Raw genomic sequence first — 15,367 nt, 5'->3', positions numbered from 1 at the left:
CTCATCTGTCAGACCCTCGACCGAAAGGGCTTCGACATCCGGGCGCTCGCCATCGCCCGCCAGCCATTCGGCGATTTTCTCATATTCCGGGTCATAGACCGGGGTGTAGAGAATGCGATGGATGGTGGTTGCGGGCACGCCGCGGGTGCGCAAGACGGAGGCAGCTTTGTTGGTTGGCGCAAGAATCGCCAAGGTGCGGCGCTCCTTTTTCTTGCGGCCTTCCCAATCGCCTGAGACGATATCGACGCCCGCCTCCTCCAGAGCCTTGTACAGCTCTGCCAACAAAAGCGTTTTACCCGATCCCGCCTTGCCGATCACCGCGCGAATTTGCGTGTCCATTGAGGCCATGGGCAACATCAAACCATTCTCAAGATCAACCCCCACCTGTTTCAGCACGGCGCTGATGGCATCATAGGCGTCGGCCTGATCATCGGAGAATGTAAGCGCGGTTCCAGTCATGGCGGCGACCCTAAAGCGTTTCGAAGCAAACCTGTATCAGAGATTTGGTCGAAACGCCCAAAATGATCCTGGGCGCGCCCCCTTCCCTTATGTCAGGCTTAAGGCACTACGCTTTAAAGACCCGCCGTCAGCGACACCAGAGGGAAAGATTAGGCGATGGCGCGCATATCATCCCATTGCGGATGATCAAAGGCGGTACGAAACCAGCGTTTTGAGGTCGCCCGATCAATCCCCGCACGCGCCAAAGTGGGGGCAAAAATCTCTTCGCGCATTTCCCATAGGCCAACGCCGATAACGTCACGCCCTTCACCGACACGGCCCAACACATCCGGGACCAGCCCCATGAGGGAATAAATCCGCTCCATGCGCGGATCAAAAACGCCAACGAAATGCTTGAGCTGGAATTCCTCCATAATCTCACCTGCCGCCAAGGTCAGCGCGGCGGTCACCCGGCGCTCCGCACCGGGGGCAAGGCAAAACCGGGTGCACTCCCAAATGAACGGGCTTTCAATGCGCACGCCGTCCGTGAGATGGGAGAAATGGTCATTGACCATCGTGTCGCCCGTTGTCGGCAAAAACCGCATCGACCCGCCATGGGTGCCGTCGGTTTTTTGCCAAATCACATAGAGCGGATTGATGTCATCATATTCGTCGCGTTCTTCACCGGCCTCGTTCACATGCACGTCCCATCCAAGACGATTTTTGAACTGATCGGCGCGGTCGCGAAACATGGTGTCGCGCAGACGCGGAAAACGGTAAAGGTCATCGCCGTAGATATAGCGCAGCATGGGGTGAGTGCTCCTGTCTCCATCAACTGGAGAGGACGCTACGGTCCAAGTGTTAACCATAGCCTATCCAAAGCGTACGCAAGAGTGTGACATATGTTCACCTTGCGTTCTATGCGTATTATTTAAGCGCAACACGGGACAAACCACCCTTGATAGAGCCTCTTAAACGATGATCACCCCCATCGACAGGGCCCGCGCAACCGCGTGAGTCGTGTTCAACGCCCCAAGTTTGTGGCGTGCCGATTCGATATAGACCCGCAGCGTATGTTCGGAAATCCCGAGCTCCGCCGCCGCCTGCGCCCGGCTCAACCCTTTGGCAATATGGGTGATCGCGGACAATTCACGCGGAGATAGCGCCGGAGTCGTTTGGTTTTCGTCGACAGCCTCAAAAGCCAAAGCCTTTTTGTTAAACTCGTGAGCAACAACGACGATATCTCTTTGGATGCGGGAGATCAGACGATCCCATTCCTCATCCGTAGCCGTATGGTTTAACGTAAACAGGGCGAACTGACCGTTTGGTCCCCGGATGGGGATGGTGTAGCCTTGGTTCCCAACCCCATAATCCAACGCGTCGCGAAAGAATGTTTTTGCGGCCTTAGAGGACCAGTCCAGTTGCTTCCAGTTGACGGGCGTGAAGCGTTGGAAACATCCATAAATTACCGGGTCCATGCGTAGGTAGTCTTTTTCCAGGTAGCGGTCGACCCATTCGGAGGAATATGTGCCTGCACCAAACCTTTCCCCCACGCTATTGACCCAATGGTAGACCACATGGGAAATCGCTAAGAGGTCACGCAGAACCTCTGTTGCGCTTTGAAAGCCTTCGAACGTTTCAACTCGCTGGATATCCTCCAGAAAGTCTTGCAAATCCGCCGTCATGCACCCCCACCTGTTCCGACTCCGGGCCCGTGTTAGAGAGCTCCGCCGCGACGACAAGGCAAACATCACCCAACTGCTCAGCACTCGCTGTCAGGCCATTCTGCTCTGCAAACGTTCGCAGGTCTGTGAGTACATCAAGTATCCAATCGTTGTGCATGTAAACCCTCTTTCGGTTATCAAAGTGGTTGCAAGTACAACCCTAGACGGTGCTTTTGCATTTTGAAATTCGCGGATATGGCCTCCCCATAAATAGCGAGCCTGACCTTAATAACCCTATGAATTATAATATTTCGTTTATTTTCTGCGAGTTGCGCAATGAAATTTTCCGGTCAAAACCGGCTCACAAAAGATTCGTCAGCGCAAACGCGTTTATCAACCTCAGATTGATCTCCATTCCACGAGAAAGCACACCGCCAAAAAATCCCGCCCCTCTGACAAAGGGCGGGACATTGAACCATTTCAGCTTGGTTCAGAGGGCTTATTTGCCCGCGTCGATTACGTCTTGCAACGTGAGTAGCCCGGTTGTCGGCGCTTGTACCAGCACGGACATGTTGCCCGGCTTATGTTCGTTGCGCAGCATTTTCGTGTGGGCTGCGGGGATTTCCTCCCAAGTGAAAGTTTCCGACAGGAACGGATGAATGCGCTTTTCGATCATCATCAGGTTGGCGGCAGCCGCCTGTTTCAGATGGGCGAAATGCGACCCCTGCAAACGCTTTTGATGCATCCAGATATAGCGCACGTCAAAGGTCAGGTTGTAGCCGGTGGTCCCGGCACAGATCACAACCATCCCACCTTTTTTACAGACGAAGCTGGAGACCGGGAAGGTGCTCTCGCCGGGGTGTTCAAACACGATATCGACGTTCTTGCCTTTGCCGGTGATGTCCCAGATCGCTTTGCCGAATTTACGTGCCTCGTTGAACCACGCGGTATATTCCGGCGTGTTCACGGTAGGGAGTTGACCCCAGCAGTTGAAATCTTTGCGGTTGATCACGCCTTTTGCGCCCAGCCCCATGACGAAATCACGTTTGCTTTCGTCCGAGATCACACCAATGGCATTCGCGCCAGCCGCAGTGATCAACTGGATCGCATAGGTGCCCAGACCGCCAGACGCGCCCCAGACCAAAACGTTCATGCCCGGTTTCAACTCATGCGGCGGGTGGCCAAAGAGCATCCGGTACGCGGTGGCCAGCGTCAGCGTGTAGCACGCACTCTCTTCCCACGTCAGGTGGGTTGGGCGAGGCAAAAGCTGTTGTGCTTGAACTCGGGTAAATTGCGCGAAAGAGCCATCCGGGGTTTCATAGCCCCAAATCCGCTGCGACGGGGAATACATCGGGTCGCCGCCGTTACACTCTTCGTCGTCGCCGTCGTCCTGGTTGCAATGGATCACAACCTCGTCGCCGACTTTCCAATTTTTCACCGCCGAGCCAACCGCCCAAACGATACCGGAGGCGTCAGAACCCGCGATATGATATTCTGCGCCGTGACCGTCGAACGGCGAGATCGGCACGCCGAGTCCGGCCCAAACGCCATTGTAGTTCACGCCAGCCGCCATCACGAGCACAAGCACTTCATGCGGCTCAAGCGTCGGCGTTTCAACGACTTCTTGTTTAAAGGAAGTTTCCGGCTCGCCATGACGTTCGCGGCGGATCGCCCAAGCGTACATTTTCGCAGGAACATAGCCCATGGGAGGCATTTCACCGACCTCATAGAGATCTTTTTCTTCGGCTGTGTAAGTTGTCAGCTTCGTAGCAAGCGCCATCTTTTGTCCTCCATATCTTCGGGGCTGAACAGACCCAAAGGCTCATCTTTAATCTGTTGTGTTTGGGACCCTTTTGACGACACCACCTGTGTTTCATCGAAAGGGCCCCGCCCTGCGCCGCAATGCAGAATCGCGGGCTCTCTGCCTCCTAGATACGATTTGAAAAGTAATTATGCAATGCTGATGCAGCAATTTTTGAAATTTTATAACCGAGCAATCGCAGCATTTCGAAAAATTCCCCACAAAAACAAGGCCACCTACGACCAAAAGGCGAGGCAATATCCTTACGTCACTAGGAAAACCGCCTCTTTTCGCGCCCTGCCGCATCGCGGCGAATTGACATTGGCACATTATTCCACGCATAAACGCTTCTGAGAAATATTATTGCCCATCGAAAGATGTCAAAGCTGACGAGGCCCGCCATGACTGATACGAAAAAGGATAAACCCTGGCTCTTCCGCACCTATGCGGGCCATTCGACCGCGAAAGCGTCCAACGCGCTCTATCGCACCAACCTGTCCAAGGGTCAGACCGGTCTGTCCGTGGCCTTCGATCTCCCCACTCAGACCGGCTATGACAGCGATCATGAGCTTGCCAAAGGCGAGGTCGGCAAGGTCGGTGTGCCGGTGGCGCATTTGGGCGATATGCGGATGTTGTTCAAAGACATTCCGCTCGAACAAATGAACACCTCGATGACGATCAACGCCACCGCCCCTTGGTTGTTGGCACTGTATATTGCTGCGGCTGAGGAACAAGGCGCGGATGTGTCGAAGCTTCAGGGCACGGTTCAAAACGACATCATCAAAGAATACCTGTCGCGCGGAACTTATGTGTGCCCGCCACGCCCGTCGCTGCGAATGATCACCGATGTCGCCGCCTATACGCGTGAGCACTTGCCGAAATGGAACCCGATGAACATCTGTTCCTATCACCTGCAAGAGGCCGGGGCGACGCCAGAACAGGAACTGGCTTTTGCTTTGGCCACCGCGATTGCCGTGCTGGATGACCTGAAAGAAAAAGTGCCCGCCGAGGCCTTCCCGGAAATGGTCGGGCGGATTTCGTTTTTCGTCAACGCGGGCATCCGGTTCGTCACCGAGCTGTGTAAAATGCGCGCCTTTGTCGAGCTTTGGGACGAGATCACCCGTGAACGTTACGGCGTCGAGGACCCGAAATTCCGCCGCTTCCGTTACGGCGTTCAGGTCAACTCATTGGGCCTCACCGAACAGCAGCCGGAAAACAACGTTTACCGCATTCTGATCGAAATGCTCGCCGTGACCCTGTCCAAAAACGCCCGTGCCCGCGCTGTGCAATTGCCAGCATGGAACGAGGCGCTTGGCCTGCCACGCCCGTTTGATCAACAATGGTCGCTGCGGATGCAACAAATCCTCGCCTATGAGACCGACCTGTTGGAATATGACGACCTGTTCGACAACAACCCTGCCGTGGACCGCAAGGTGAGCGAGTTGAAAGCGGGCGCGCGCGCCGAACTTGACACGCTGGACGGCATGGGCGGCGCGATTGAGGCGATTGAATATATGAAATCGCGTCTGGTCGAAAGCAACGCCGAGCGCATTTCCAAGATCGAAGGCGGCGAGACCGTTGTCGTCGGGGTGAACCGGTGGACCGTGGGCGAACCGTCACCACTGACCACTGGCGATGGTTCGATCATGAAATCCGACCCAGAGGCCGAAGCCGATCAAATCGGGCGTTTGCAAGAGTGGCGGCAGTCGCGCAACGAGGCCGCCGTGCAAGCCGCGCTGACCACGCTGCGCGAGGCGGCGAAATCCGGCGTCAACATCATGCCTGCCTCGATTGAGGCCGCCAAAGCCGGGGCGACGACGGGCGAATGGGGCGACATGGTGCGCGCGGCCTTTGGTCAGTACCGTGGCCCGACCGGGGTGTCCGTGAACCCGTCGAACCGCACCGAAGGCCTGGACGAAATCCGTGATGAGGTGGCGCGTGTGTCGACCTCTTTGGGCCGTAAACTCAAATTCCTCGTCGGCAAACCCGGCCTTGATGGCCACTCGAACGGTGCCGAACAAATCGCCGCCCGCGCCCGCGACGCAGGGATGGACATCACCTATGAGGGCATCCGCCTGACCCCCTCTGAGATTGTCGAAGCCGCAGGGCGCGACGCGGCCCATGTGGTGGGCCTGTCGATCCTGTCGGGGTCGCATATGCCGCTCATGGCGGACTTGATGGAGCGGATGAAAGAGGCCGGTCTCGGCCATATTCCGGTGGTCGTGGGCGGCATCATTCCCGAAGCGGATGAAAAGGCGCTTTTGGCGATGGGTGTGGCCCGTGTCTACACGCCGAAAGATTTTGAACTCAACCGCATCATGTTTGACATCGTCGGTTTGGTCGATCCTGCGTCAGAGGCTGCCGAGTAAGGCTGGCCCCCGCGAAAATCAAAGCTATAGTCGGGGCAACTCAAACAAAGAGGTGCCCTGATGCCGACCCCCCATATTGCCGCTAAAGCCGGAGAGATTGCCGAAACCGTTTTGATGCCGGGCGATCCCTATCGCGCCAAATGGGCGGCTGAGAATTTTCTTGATGACGCCGTTTTGGTCAACGAAGTGCGCGGCATGTTAGGCTTTACCGGCACTTACAAAGGCAATCGCGTCACCATTCACGGCTCCGGCATGGGGATGCCCTCCCTGTCGATCTACGCCAATGAATTGATCACCGAATATGGTGCCAAAACCCTGATCCGCATCGGGTCTTGTGGCGCGATGCAGCATCACATCAAGGTGCGTGACGTGGTGATCGCGATGACCGCCACCACGCTCTCGACCCCCTCGCGCGGCATTTTCAAAGAGCTGAACTTTGCGCCTTGTGCCGATTATGGCCTGCTTGAGGCCGCTGTCGCTGCCGCACGGACCAAAGACACCGGCGTGCATGTCGGCGGAATTTATTCCTCTGATGTGTTTTATGATGAGCGGCCCGACCTGACCGAGATCATGGTACGCCACGGCATCTTGGGCGTCGAAATGGAGGCCGCCGAACTTTATAATCTCGCCGCCCGTCATGGCGTGCGCGCGCTTGGCATCATGACCGTCTCGGACCATTTACTGACCCATGAGGCCCTGCCCTCGACGGATCGCGAACGCAGCTTCGGCGACATGGTCGAAATCGCACTTGAGGCGGCTTTTGCCTAAAATATCGCGCTCTGCGGCTTGTTTTTCTGCACCTGCAACCTAACTATCCAAGGGCTGCCCAGACGGGTGGCCCTTTCCCATAAAATCAGACGATAAGGAGGGCCTTTCATGTCCATGCCCAAACGCCAACTGGGGACAGACGGTCCAATGGTCAGCGCCATCGGATTTGGCTGTATGAGCTTTGCCGGCTTTTTTGGCCCCGCCGATGATGACACCAGTCTCGAAACACTGGCCGCGGTTGAGGCCGCTGGCATCGACTTTTGGGACACCGCCAATATCTACGGCATGGGGCGCTCTGAGCGCATCGTTGGGCAGTATTTGAAAGAAACCCAAGCAAAAGTGACGCTCGCCACCAAGGTCGGCATCGTGCCCGGACCGCCACGCGGCTTTTCCAATGAGGCGGATTACATCCGTGCCGAACTTGAAAACTCGCTTGAGAAACTAAACCGCGACAAGGTTGAGCTTTATTACATCCACCGCCGCGAACAGGAACGTCCCATCGAAGAGGTGGCCGAGACCATGGGGCGGCTGATCGAAGAGGGCTTGATTGATGCTTGGGGCCTCTCTGAGGTCGCGCCGTCAACCATTCAGCGCGCACATCGCGTGGTGCCCGTTCGAGCGGTGCAAAACGAGTATTCGCTTTGGTCGCGTCAGCCAGAGTTGGGCGTCATTCAGACCTGTGAGGATTTGGGCATTGCTTTTATCCCCTTCTCTCCTTTGGGGCGCGGAGTATTGGGCGATGTCGATCTTGATCCGCCCAATTTCGAAGCCCATGATTTCCGCAAGGTGAACCCACGGTTTATGAAACCCAATTGGTCCGCCAATATGGATCATGTCCGCGCCTTCCGTGCCTTTGCTGCCAAGAAAGGCGTGACCACATCGGCCTTGGCACTGGCTTGGGTGCTGCATCAGGGCGATCACATGATGCCCATTCCCGGCACCCGCACGGCGGCGCATTTGGCCGAATGGGTCGGTGCTACGTCGATTTCTCTCTCCGAGGACGATCTTTGGGACATCGAAGAAGTTCTGCCCGTGGGCTGGGCCCATGGAGATCGTTACTCGGACGTTCAAATGGTCGGTGTTGAACGCTATTGCTAAGCGCCACCCAAATCCAAATATGAAAAAGCCCCGCATCCTGTGCGGGGCTTTTTGAATTCTGTGAGAGCCGACATCAGTCCGCGCAGTAATAGGCGTACATCTGATCCAAAACGGCAAGTTTGCTCGGAACGATTTGCTCGCTCGATTGCGCAGCCGGTGTGGCCGGGGCGTAATATTCAAGCCACTCCGTGACTTTCATCGCCGAGTCTGCAGTGTCTTTTGCGGTCAGTGCAACATCGTGCAAGGTCATAGTCGATACTCCAATAAGGGTCCGCGCGCAAATGCGCCGGGTGGCCCTCCCTTGCCGTTGAGATATGCCGCGCTGCGGCACAATGCAGCCCCTAAAACACGCATACTCGCCATGCGACCGCTGCAATGCAGAAACTTTTAACGATGTGTAAACCATAATTGGACGACAAAATCAGAGCTGCGGCATCTGTCCGCCACAGTGCTTTGGTTCCCCCGCAACCGTGCGCGCGCTCGCGCCACAGACCGGACACGCCCACTCCACACCCTCCGCATCCTTGTTCACCTGACGCCATTTGCACGCGCCGGTTTTCTCCGTGCGCAGGCTGTACATGGCGACATAGAAACCAATGATGAGAATGGGGGCGAGGAGAAGCATGATGGTGATCCGGCCGCGGCCTTACCAGGCAAAGGAGCGACACCTAAAGAGCGGTTCGAAGAGACTGACACACAGGTTTGGACGAGACGCGTACAGGGCTGAAACGCTTTAGCGTTTTTGCCGCTCGGCCCGCCGAAGTATTTTCTGTCTGCGCAAATAGCGGCGCAATGACCGATAGAAGAACCGATACCGGTGCCCACGCAGCTCGATCGGCTCTGCCAACGTTTGGACAACACGGTTGGGCATCAGTTTTTCCATCTTGGCTTCGAATTGATCCTGACAGGCCAAATAGCGTTCATCCACGGTTGCAGCCCCCATATGAGTCACGAGGAAGTCAATGGCATAAGCTGTCAGACCAAGGGCCTGCGCCTTGAGTACAATATCGAGGCCGTACAGGTGAAACCCTTTGAGATCATAGGACAGAAAGACCAGGCGATCGCGTCGCAGAATAAAGAAATTCTCGTCCACAACATTGACCTGTGATGGTAAATCGCCACGCTTGCGCTGCATCCCGTGTTTATCACTGATCCGAAGATGGTACTGCTTGCCAACCCGCCCGGCATTCGCAGCAACGCCCCAGTTGGGATCACAGCGGTGCAAATCGGCAAGGCGCTCTTCCAGAACGTCGATACCATCGTCACTGGCCACAACATCCTGATGGAGGCAAATAACATATGTGCCGCGCGCCGCGCGGATCAGTCGGTTGAGCCCGGAAAACCCGTCAAACGCGTTCCCGCCCCTGTTATCGCCATAAAGATATTCGCAAATGTCGGTGGTAAACCCTTTGGCGATAAAACTTTCCACCATCGCAGTATATTGCTCTGGGTTTGTGACAAGGCTGACAAAAGAAAACCGGAGTGGTGCGGTCGTGTCCTCTACCGGCACGGACGTTGCAGGCAGCAAGGTCAGGTCTGGGGGGCTGGCACTCATCTCACCACCTCATTGATACATCTGTGACATTGCCCATCGCAAGTTTTGCCAACATTGGCAACCTGTCTCGGCCCAAACGCTCTCCCTGCCTCAACGAAAAAGGCGCATCCTAAGATGCGCCTTTTGTAGACTGTATTGCCGCATTTGATAAGCGCGTCATATTTCATCTCTGACACACGCGTTTAGTGCGCGCGTTCCAACATCAGCTTTTTGATATGCGCAATGGCTTTGGCCGGGTTCAGACCTTTGGGGCAGGTCTTGGCGCAGTTCATGATGGTATGGCAACGGTAGAGTTTGAACGGATCTTCCAATTCGTCCAGACGTTCCCCCGTCGCCTCATCGCGCGAGTCGATGATCCAGCGGTAAGCATGCAACAACGCGGCCGGGCCGAGGTATTTGTCGCCGTTCCACCAGTAAGACGGGCAGGAGGTGGAGCAGGACGCACACATCACGCATTCATACAGACCATCAAGTTTCTTACGATCCTCAATCGACTGACGCCATTCTTTCGCCGGGCGGTTGGTCTTGGTCTCCAGCCAGGGCATGATCGACGCGTGTTGCGCGTAGAAATGGGTCAGATCGGGGATAAGGTCTTTGACCACTGACATATGCGGCAACGGGAAGATGCGCACATCGCCCTTGATATCGTCCAGACCATAGATACAGGCCAGCGTGTTGATCCCGTCGATGTTCATCGCACAGGAGCCACAAATCCCTTCACGGCAAGAGCGGCGGAAGGTCAGGGTTGGGTCGATCTCATTCTTGATCTTGATGAGCGCGTCCAAAACCATCGGGCCACACCGATCCATATCGAGGAAATAGGTATCAACGCTTGGGTTTTTCTCATCATCAGGGTTCCAGCGATAAATCTGAAACTTGCGGACATTGGTCGCGCCCTCGGGCTTCGGCCAAGTCTTGCCCGTGACGATTTTGGAGTTCTTCGGCAGGTTAAACTGTACCATTTCTGATCCCCTTAGAACGTCCGCGCTTTGGGCGCGATTTTTGCAAGGCTGATGCCGCCTTCGGCCTCAGTGGTCAAAGGTGCCTCGATGATCGGGCGATAGCTCAGATCAACCTTGTTGCCTTCGACCCGGCTGATCGTGTGAATCCGCCAGTTTTTATCATCCCGCTCCGGATAATCTTCGTGGGCATGCGCACCACGGGATTCTTTGCGGGCCTCAGCGCCGTGAATGGTCGCCAAAGCGTTGGGCATCAGGTTGGCCAGTTCCAGCGTTTCCATCAGATCGGAGTTCCACACCAAGGAGCGATCCGTGACTTTCAGATCATCCATTTTGGCGGCAACTTCGGTCATCTTCTCGACGCCCTCTTTGAGGGTCTTGTCGGTACGGAACACGGCGGCGTCAGATTGCATCGTGCGCTGCATCTCAAGGCGCAGCTCGGCGGTTGCGATGCTGCCATTGGCGTAACGCAGACCGTCGAAACGGGCGAAGGCCTTGTCAATGGAGGCCTGGTTCAACTCCGGGTTCGGCGTTTTCGGATCAACGATCCCCCCGGCACGGATGGCAGCCGCACGGCCAAAGACCACGAGGTCGATGAGCGAGTTGGAGCCCAGACGGTTCGCCCCATGCACAGAGGCACAGCCCGCCTCGCCCACGGCCATCAGGCCCGGAACGATCGCTGTCGGATCGTCTTTGGTCGGGTTGAGAACCTCACCGTGATAGTTGGTGGGGATACCGCCCATGTTGTAGTGCACCGTCGGCAGAACCGGGATCGGTTCTTTGGTCACATCCACACCGGCAAAAATTTTCGCGGATTCGGAAATGCCCGGCAGACGTTCGGCCAAGGCTTCCGGCGGAAGGTGGCTGAGGTTGAGGAAGATGTGGTCTTTATGTTCGCCCACACCGCGGCCTTCGCGGATTTCCATGGTCATGGAGCGGGACACATAGTCGCGCGGCGCGAGGTCTTTGTAGGTCGGCGCGTAGCGTTCCATAAAACGTTCGCCTTCAGAGTTGGTCAGATACCCCCCCTCGCCACGCGCGCCTTCGGTGATCAAACAGCCGGAGCCGTAGATGCCGGTCGGGTGAAACTGAACGAATTCCATATCCTGAAGCGCCAGACCCGCCCGCGCCACCATGCCGCCACCGTCACCGGTACAGGTGTGTGCAGAGGTGGCGGAAAAGAACGCACGGCCATAGCCGCCAGTCGCCAGCACCACCATTTTGGCGTTGAAGACGTGGAAGGTGCCGTCGTCAAGTTTCCAGCACAGCACACCCTGACATTGGCCGTCTTCGGACATGATCAGGTCGATGGCGAAATATTCGACGTAGAACTCGGCTTTCTCTTTCAGAGATTGGCCGTAAAGCGTGTGCAGGATCGCGTGTCCGGTGCGGTCAGCCGCCGCGCAGGTGCGCTGCACGGGCGGGCCTTCGCCAAACTCGGTGGTGTGGCCGCCGAAGGGGCGCTGGTAAATCTTGCCTTCTTCGGTGCGCGAAAACGGCACGCCGTAATGCTCAAGCTCATAGACCGCTTTGGGGGCTTCGCGGGCGAGGTATTCCATCGCATCCGTGTCGCCCAACCAGTCAGAGCCTTTGACGGTGTCATACATGTGCCATTGCCAGTTGTCCGGGCCCATGTTGGACAGGGACGCGGCAATGCCGCCCTGTGCCGCAACCGTATGGGAGCGGGTCGGGAACACTTTGGTCACACAAGCGGTGCGCAACCCTTGTTCGGCCATGCCCAATGTGGCGCGCAGGCCGGAGCCCCCCGCACCAACAACAACGACGTCATAGTCGTGGGTTTCATATTCATATGCAGCGGTCATATCGGTCTTCCTTACAGCGCGAGTTTCACGAGGGAGAACAGACCTGCTGCGATCAAGGCGTAGCAGAAAAAGTTCATCCCGATCACGAGGAACTTGCGGAAAAATCCGGAGGTGTAGTCCTCGACCATCATTTGCCAGCCGCGCATCATGTGTAGCATCGACACGATGATGGTCAGCCCTGCGACGATGGAGGGGAATGGGCGGCTGTAATAGGCCAGCACCTCTTCATAGGTGCCACCCAGCGCGCAGCCGAAGGTGAAGATGAACAGCGGGATCAGAACCAACAGGCCGATCGAAGAGGTGATCATGAACCAGTGGTGATCTGCGCCGTGTTTTGCGGCACCAAGGCCGACTGCGAGTTTGCGATCTGTGAGAAATGACATGGGTGCCTCCTTAGACCACAAGAGCGGTGAGAACGGTCAGGATGGTTGCGCCAATGATCATGGCCCACCCCATTTTTTCGGACACGTCGACATCGAGGCAATAGCCCGCATCCCAGATCAGGTGCCGGATGCCACCACCGAGGTGATACCAAAGCGCCCAAACGGACAGGAACATCACGATGTCACCGACCCAAGAGCGGATCAGCCAATCGACGAATTCGAAATACTCAGGGCCAGTTGCGGCGGCGAGAAGCCACCAGACGCACAGGAAAGACGCCGCGATCAGCGCATTGCCTGTGATCCGAACCATGACCGAGGAAAACGCGGTCATTTGAAGCCGATAATATTTGACGAACATGAAGGGGGACAGCGGGCGATTGCCGCGGTTCACATCAGCCATGGTGACGTCCTTTCACGATGGGTGCAGTTATAGGTTGGCTTCGGTATGATACCTTTCGGGAGCGAAGTCATCAGTTGAGTGCGCTAACATCGCCTAAATTTTGTCATTTCACCCTTAGATTTTTACATTTGTGATCACTAATTTTATGCTGTGATCACAAAACAAGGCAAATCATTTTTCTTAGGGTTTTACTCAACATGAGAATTCCTCGAATCCACGCCACGGCAGCCGCAGGGATGGAAAAAGGGCCGCACATCCCCTGCGCGGCCCTTTTTGCGATCACAAAACTAAGACACAAATCGAGAATTGCAACGCATTACAGCGGCACAACCGCCCAGTAATCCAGATCCAACAAAACATCCGGGTGATATTTGCCCGCCGCGTCCTTATAGGCAAACTCCGGCGCGCCGTGTTTGTAGGCCACAAGGCGTAACCGCAACGCACCAACGCCCGGCGCAGAGGTTTCGGCCTTATCAAGCACTTCGGTATAGGCGCGCACGGTATCGCCGGTGAAACACGGATTGGCATGAGCGCCACCGTTCAGGCCCACGATCATCTGCGCATTGGCCAGCCCGTTAAACGACAAAGCCCGCGCCATGGAAATCACGTGACCGCCATAGATCAAGCGCTTGCCATCTTCGCGGTTGGTCGCATCGAAATGCACTTTGGCGGTGTTTTGCCACAGGCGCGTCGCCAACATGTGCTCGGCTTCTTCAATCGTCACGCCATCGACGTGATCAATCTTTTCGCCAATCTCATAATCGGCAAAGCGATGCTGTTCCCCCGCCAGAGTGAAATTGTAACGCAGGAAATCAAGTCCCTCGGGGATTTTCAAATCCTCGGGCGCCACGACGGCTTTCAGTTCCGGAATCACCGTTTCAGGCGCAGGCGCGTCCAGATCACGTTTGCGCACCATCACCCAGCGGACATACTCCAACACCGGCTCGTCAAATTGATTGAGGCCGGTGGTGCGAACATAGACGACACCGGATTTGCCATTGGAGTTCTGTTTGAGGCCGATCACCTCCGACACAGAGCGCAGCGTGTCGCCGGGGTAAACGGGCTTTAACCACCGCCCCTCGGCATAACCAAGGTTGGCGACAGCATTCAGGGAAATATCCGGGACGGATTTGCCGAACACCACATGAAAGGCGATCAGATCATCCAGCGGGCTTTTGTCCAACCCGCAATTTTCCGCAAATTCATCCGAGGAATAAAGCGCATGACGCGCCGGATAGAGTGCGTGATACATCGCCCGCTCGCCGCCCGAGATTGTGCGCGGCACAGCGTGCTCGATCACTTGCCCGATCTTATAATCCTCGAAAAAATGTCCCGAATTGGTTTTCACCCTAAAGTCCTCCCAGTTTCACGTCCGGGCTATAGTCCCCGTCCGCCTCTTTCGTCACCGCCTGTGCACAGCGCATTTTTCCTGTGCTCTCGTCATAGGCGTAGGAGGGCGATCCGTAGAGCGCCCAGCCTTTGTTCAACGCCTCTGTCACCTTGTGACAAAAGGCCGATGTGTCGTCCTCGGTCAAAAGGCGGTAGGCTTTCATGCGACCGTCCCCACGAATGGGTTATAGCCCAGCGCAATATGGATGCCCGCAATCACGGCAAAGACCACGAGGCTGATGATCACCAGGCGAATGTCTCCGGCCATGGACCCGCCAGCATAGGGCACAGGTTTCGGCTCTGCGCGGTTGATCAGTGCCATTTCGACCAAGGCCCAAAGGGTCAAGCCAGCAAACAGCACGATTGATGCCGCATCGGCATTGACCAAAAGATGTGCCACGCCCCAGACCATAACCGAGGTCAGCATCGGGTGGCGCATTTTGGCACGCAGGCGGCTTTTGGAATGGCCCAGCGCCAGCAAAAACACCGCAACAATCATCAGCGTGTTGTTCACATGGCGCAGATAGGGTGGCAGCGCATAGAGATCGACGGTCTCGGAGCCACGAAAGCCCAGCACCATCAGGATCAGCGCCACAAACAGCGCAATCGCGATGCCCCCCCTGCCCTTGTCACCGAGTTTGGCGCGTGCATCAGGCGCGAGACGTTTAAAAAGATGGGCGCCGCTCCACAGCAGCAGCCCGAGAATAAGAAGGGTCATGG

17 protein-coding genes are annotated in these 15,367 nt (G+C 56.3%); 3 read left to right on the top strand and 14 right to left on the bottom strand.

Features of this window, described 5'->3' with window-relative positions:
* The 4 genes from C8029_RS16625 to ccrA all read right to left on the bottom strand — a co-directional run.
* The coding region (locus C8029_RS16625) for an AAA family ATPase (RefSeq protein WP_152003328.1) at window positions 1–459 on the bottom strand (459 nt) is incomplete at its 3' end.
* Window positions 460–608: 149 nt separating this feature from the next.
* Entirely contained in the window at window positions 609–1,247 is a 639-nt protein-coding gene (locus tag C8029_RS16620; protein WP_009573366.1) for an acyl-homoserine-lactone synthase, read from the bottom strand.
* A 162-nt stretch (window positions 1,248–1,409) separates the two neighbouring features.
* A complete protein-coding gene (locus C8029_RS16615) occupies window positions 1,410–2,123 on the bottom strand; it encodes a helix-turn-helix transcriptional regulator (RefSeq protein ID WP_009573367.1) in 714 nt (237 codons plus the stop codon).
* A 478-nt stretch (window positions 2,124–2,601) separates the two neighbouring features.
* A complete protein-coding gene (gene ccrA, locus C8029_RS16605; RefSeq protein WP_152003327.1) occupies window positions 2,602–3,882 on the bottom strand; it encodes a crotonyl-CoA carboxylase/reductase in 1,281 nt (426 codons plus the stop codon).
* Between the two features lie 422 nt (window positions 3,883–4,304).
* Here ccrA and C8029_RS16600 point away from each other — a divergent pair, with 422 nt between their 5' ends.
* The 3 genes from C8029_RS16600 (at window position 4,305) to C8029_RS16590 (ending at window position 8,138) form a co-directional block, all read left to right on the top strand.
* The gene (locus C8029_RS16600) at window positions 4,305–6,272 is read left to right on the top strand and encodes a methylmalonyl-CoA mutase family protein (protein WP_152003326.1); all 1,968 of its coding nucleotides are present in this window, start codon (window positions 4,305–4,307) and stop codon (window positions 6,270–6,272) included.
* Window positions 6,273–6,332: 60 nt separating this feature from the next.
* On the top strand, window positions 6,333–7,040 hold the full coding sequence (gene deoD, locus C8029_RS16595) for a purine-nucleoside phosphorylase (RefSeq protein WP_009573371.1): 708 nt from the start codon (window positions 6,333–6,335) through the stop codon (window positions 7,038–7,040).
* A gap of 114 nt (window positions 7,041–7,154) precedes the next feature.
* A complete protein-coding gene (locus C8029_RS16590; RefSeq protein WP_040402846.1) occupies window positions 7,155–8,138 on the top strand; it encodes an aldo/keto reductase in 984 nt (327 codons plus the stop codon).
* 73 nt (window positions 8,139–8,211) lie between these two features.
* On the opposite strand, the gene C8029_RS22105 is transcribed toward C8029_RS16590, so the two are convergent.
* The 10 genes from C8029_RS22105 to C8029_RS16545 form a co-directional block, all read right to left on the bottom strand.
* On the bottom strand, window positions 8,212–8,388 hold the full coding sequence (locus tag C8029_RS22105) for a hypothetical protein (RefSeq protein ID WP_157789832.1): 177 nt from the start codon (window positions 8,386–8,388) through the stop codon (window positions 8,212–8,214).
* Window positions 8,389–8,559: 171 nt separating this feature from the next.
* Window positions 8,560–8,763: a hypothetical protein gene (locus tag C8029_RS16585; RefSeq protein ID WP_009573373.1), complete on the bottom strand. Its 204-nt coding sequence runs from the start codon at window positions 8,761–8,763 to the stop codon at window positions 8,560–8,562.
* A 108-nt stretch (window positions 8,764–8,871) separates the two neighbouring features.
* Window positions 8,872–9,693 (bottom strand): hypothetical protein, encoded by an 822-nt coding sequence (locus C8029_RS16580; RefSeq protein WP_009573374.1) that lies wholly within the window; start codon window positions 9,691–9,693, stop codon window positions 8,872–8,874.
* Window positions 9,694–9,875: 182 nt separating this feature from the next.
* Entirely contained in the window at window positions 9,876–10,655 is a 780-nt protein-coding gene (locus tag C8029_RS16575; RefSeq protein ID WP_152003325.1) for a succinate dehydrogenase iron-sulfur subunit, read from the bottom strand.
* An 11-nt stretch (window positions 10,656–10,666) separates the two neighbouring features.
* Entirely contained in the window at window positions 10,667–12,475 is a 1,809-nt protein-coding gene (gene sdhA / locus C8029_RS16570; protein ID WP_009573376.1) for a succinate dehydrogenase flavoprotein subunit, read from the bottom strand.
* Between the two features lie 11 nt (window positions 12,476–12,486).
* Window positions 12,487–12,858: a succinate dehydrogenase, hydrophobic membrane anchor protein gene (locus C8029_RS16565; protein ID WP_009573377.1), complete on the bottom strand. Its 372-nt coding sequence runs from the start codon at window positions 12,856–12,858 to the stop codon at window positions 12,487–12,489.
* Between the two features lie 10 nt (window positions 12,859–12,868).
* On the bottom strand, window positions 12,869–13,258 hold the full coding sequence (gene sdhC, locus C8029_RS16560) for a succinate dehydrogenase, cytochrome b556 subunit (RefSeq protein WP_009573378.1): 390 nt from the start codon (window positions 13,256–13,258) through the stop codon (window positions 12,869–12,871).
* 316 nt (window positions 13,259–13,574) lie between these two features.
* The gene (locus C8029_RS16555; protein ID WP_009573379.1) at window positions 13,575–14,606 is read right to left on the bottom strand and encodes a MaoC family dehydratase; all 1,032 of its coding nucleotides are present in this window, start codon (window positions 14,604–14,606) and stop codon (window positions 13,575–13,577) included.
* Between the two features lies 1 nt (window position 14,607).
* Window positions 14,608–14,811, bottom strand: a complete 204-nt coding sequence (locus C8029_RS16550; RefSeq protein ID WP_009573380.1) for a DUF1737 domain-containing protein — start codon at window positions 14,809–14,811, stop codon at window positions 14,608–14,610.
* Window positions 14,808–15,365, bottom strand: coding sequence for an NnrU family protein (locus C8029_RS16545; RefSeq protein ID WP_009573381.1), 558 nt, complete (start codon window positions 15,363–15,365; stop codon window positions 14,808–14,810). The genes C8029_RS16550 and C8029_RS16545 overlap by 4 nt, the downstream gene beginning before the upstream one ends.
* Window positions 15,366–15,367 lie beyond the last annotated feature (2 nt).

It is taken from the genome of Roseobacter sp. TSBP12 (assembly GCF_009129705.1).
In the GTDB taxonomy this organism is placed as follows: Bacteria; Pseudomonadota; Alphaproteobacteria; order Rhodobacterales; family Rhodobacteraceae; genus Celeribacter; species Celeribacter baekdonensis_A.
The sequence above is the reverse complement of the archived record's forward strand: the minus strand, read 5'-3'. Positions and strand labels throughout refer to the sequence as shown.

Bases quoted from the DNA above. Each gene is read 5' to 3' on its own strand.
- C8029_RS16620 (WP_009573366.1), bottom strand. From the start codon at position 1,247: ATGCTGCGCTATATCTACGGCGATGACCTTTACCGTTTTCCGCGTCTG.
- C8029_RS16615 (WP_009573367.1), bottom strand. From the start codon at position 2,123: ATGACGGCGGATTTGCAAGACTTTCTGGAGGATATCCAGCGAGTTGAA.
- ccrA (WP_152003327.1), bottom strand. From the start codon at position 3,882: ATGGCGCTTGCTACGAAGCTGACAACTTACACAGCCGAAGAAAAAGAT.
- C8029_RS16600 (WP_152003326.1), top strand. From the start codon at position 4,305: ATGACTGATACGAAAAAGGATAAACCCTGGCTCTTCCGCACCTATGCG.
- deoD (WP_009573371.1), top strand. From the start codon at position 6,333: ATGCCGACCCCCCATATTGCCGCTAAAGCCGGAGAGATTGCCGAAACC.
- C8029_RS16590 (WP_040402846.1), top strand. From the start codon at position 7,155: ATGCCCAAACGCCAACTGGGGACAGACGGTCCAATGGTCAGCGCCATC.
- C8029_RS22105 (WP_157789832.1), bottom strand. From the start codon at position 8,388: ATGACCTTGCACGATGTTGCACTGACCGCAAAAGACACTGCAGACTCG.
- C8029_RS16585 (WP_009573373.1), bottom strand. From the start codon at position 8,763: ATGCTTCTCCTCGCCCCCATTCTCATCATTGGTTTCTATGTCGCCATG.
- C8029_RS16580 (WP_009573374.1), bottom strand. From the start codon at position 9,693: ATGAGTGCCAGCCCCCCAGACCTGACCTTGCTGCCTGCAACGTCCGTG.
- C8029_RS16575 (WP_152003325.1), bottom strand. From the start codon at position 10,655: ATGGTACAGTTTAACCTGCCGAAGAACTCCAAAATCGTCACGGGCAAG.
- sdhA (WP_009573376.1), bottom strand. From the start codon at position 12,475: ATGACCGCTGCATATGAATATGAAACCCACGACTATGACGTCGTTGTT.
- C8029_RS16565 (WP_009573377.1), bottom strand. From the start codon at position 12,858: ATGTCATTTCTCACAGATCGCAAACTCGCAGTCGGCCTTGGTGCCGCA.
- sdhC (WP_009573378.1), bottom strand. From the start codon at position 13,258: ATGGCTGATGTGAACCGCGGCAATCGCCCGCTGTCCCCCTTCATGTTC.
- C8029_RS16550 (WP_009573380.1), bottom strand. From the start codon at position 14,811: ATGAAAGCCTACCGCCTTTTGACCGAGGACGACACATCGGCCTTTTGT.
- C8029_RS16545 (WP_009573381.1), bottom strand. From the start codon at position 15,365: ATGACCCTTCTTATTCTCGGGCTGCTGCTGTGGAGCGGCGCCCATCTT.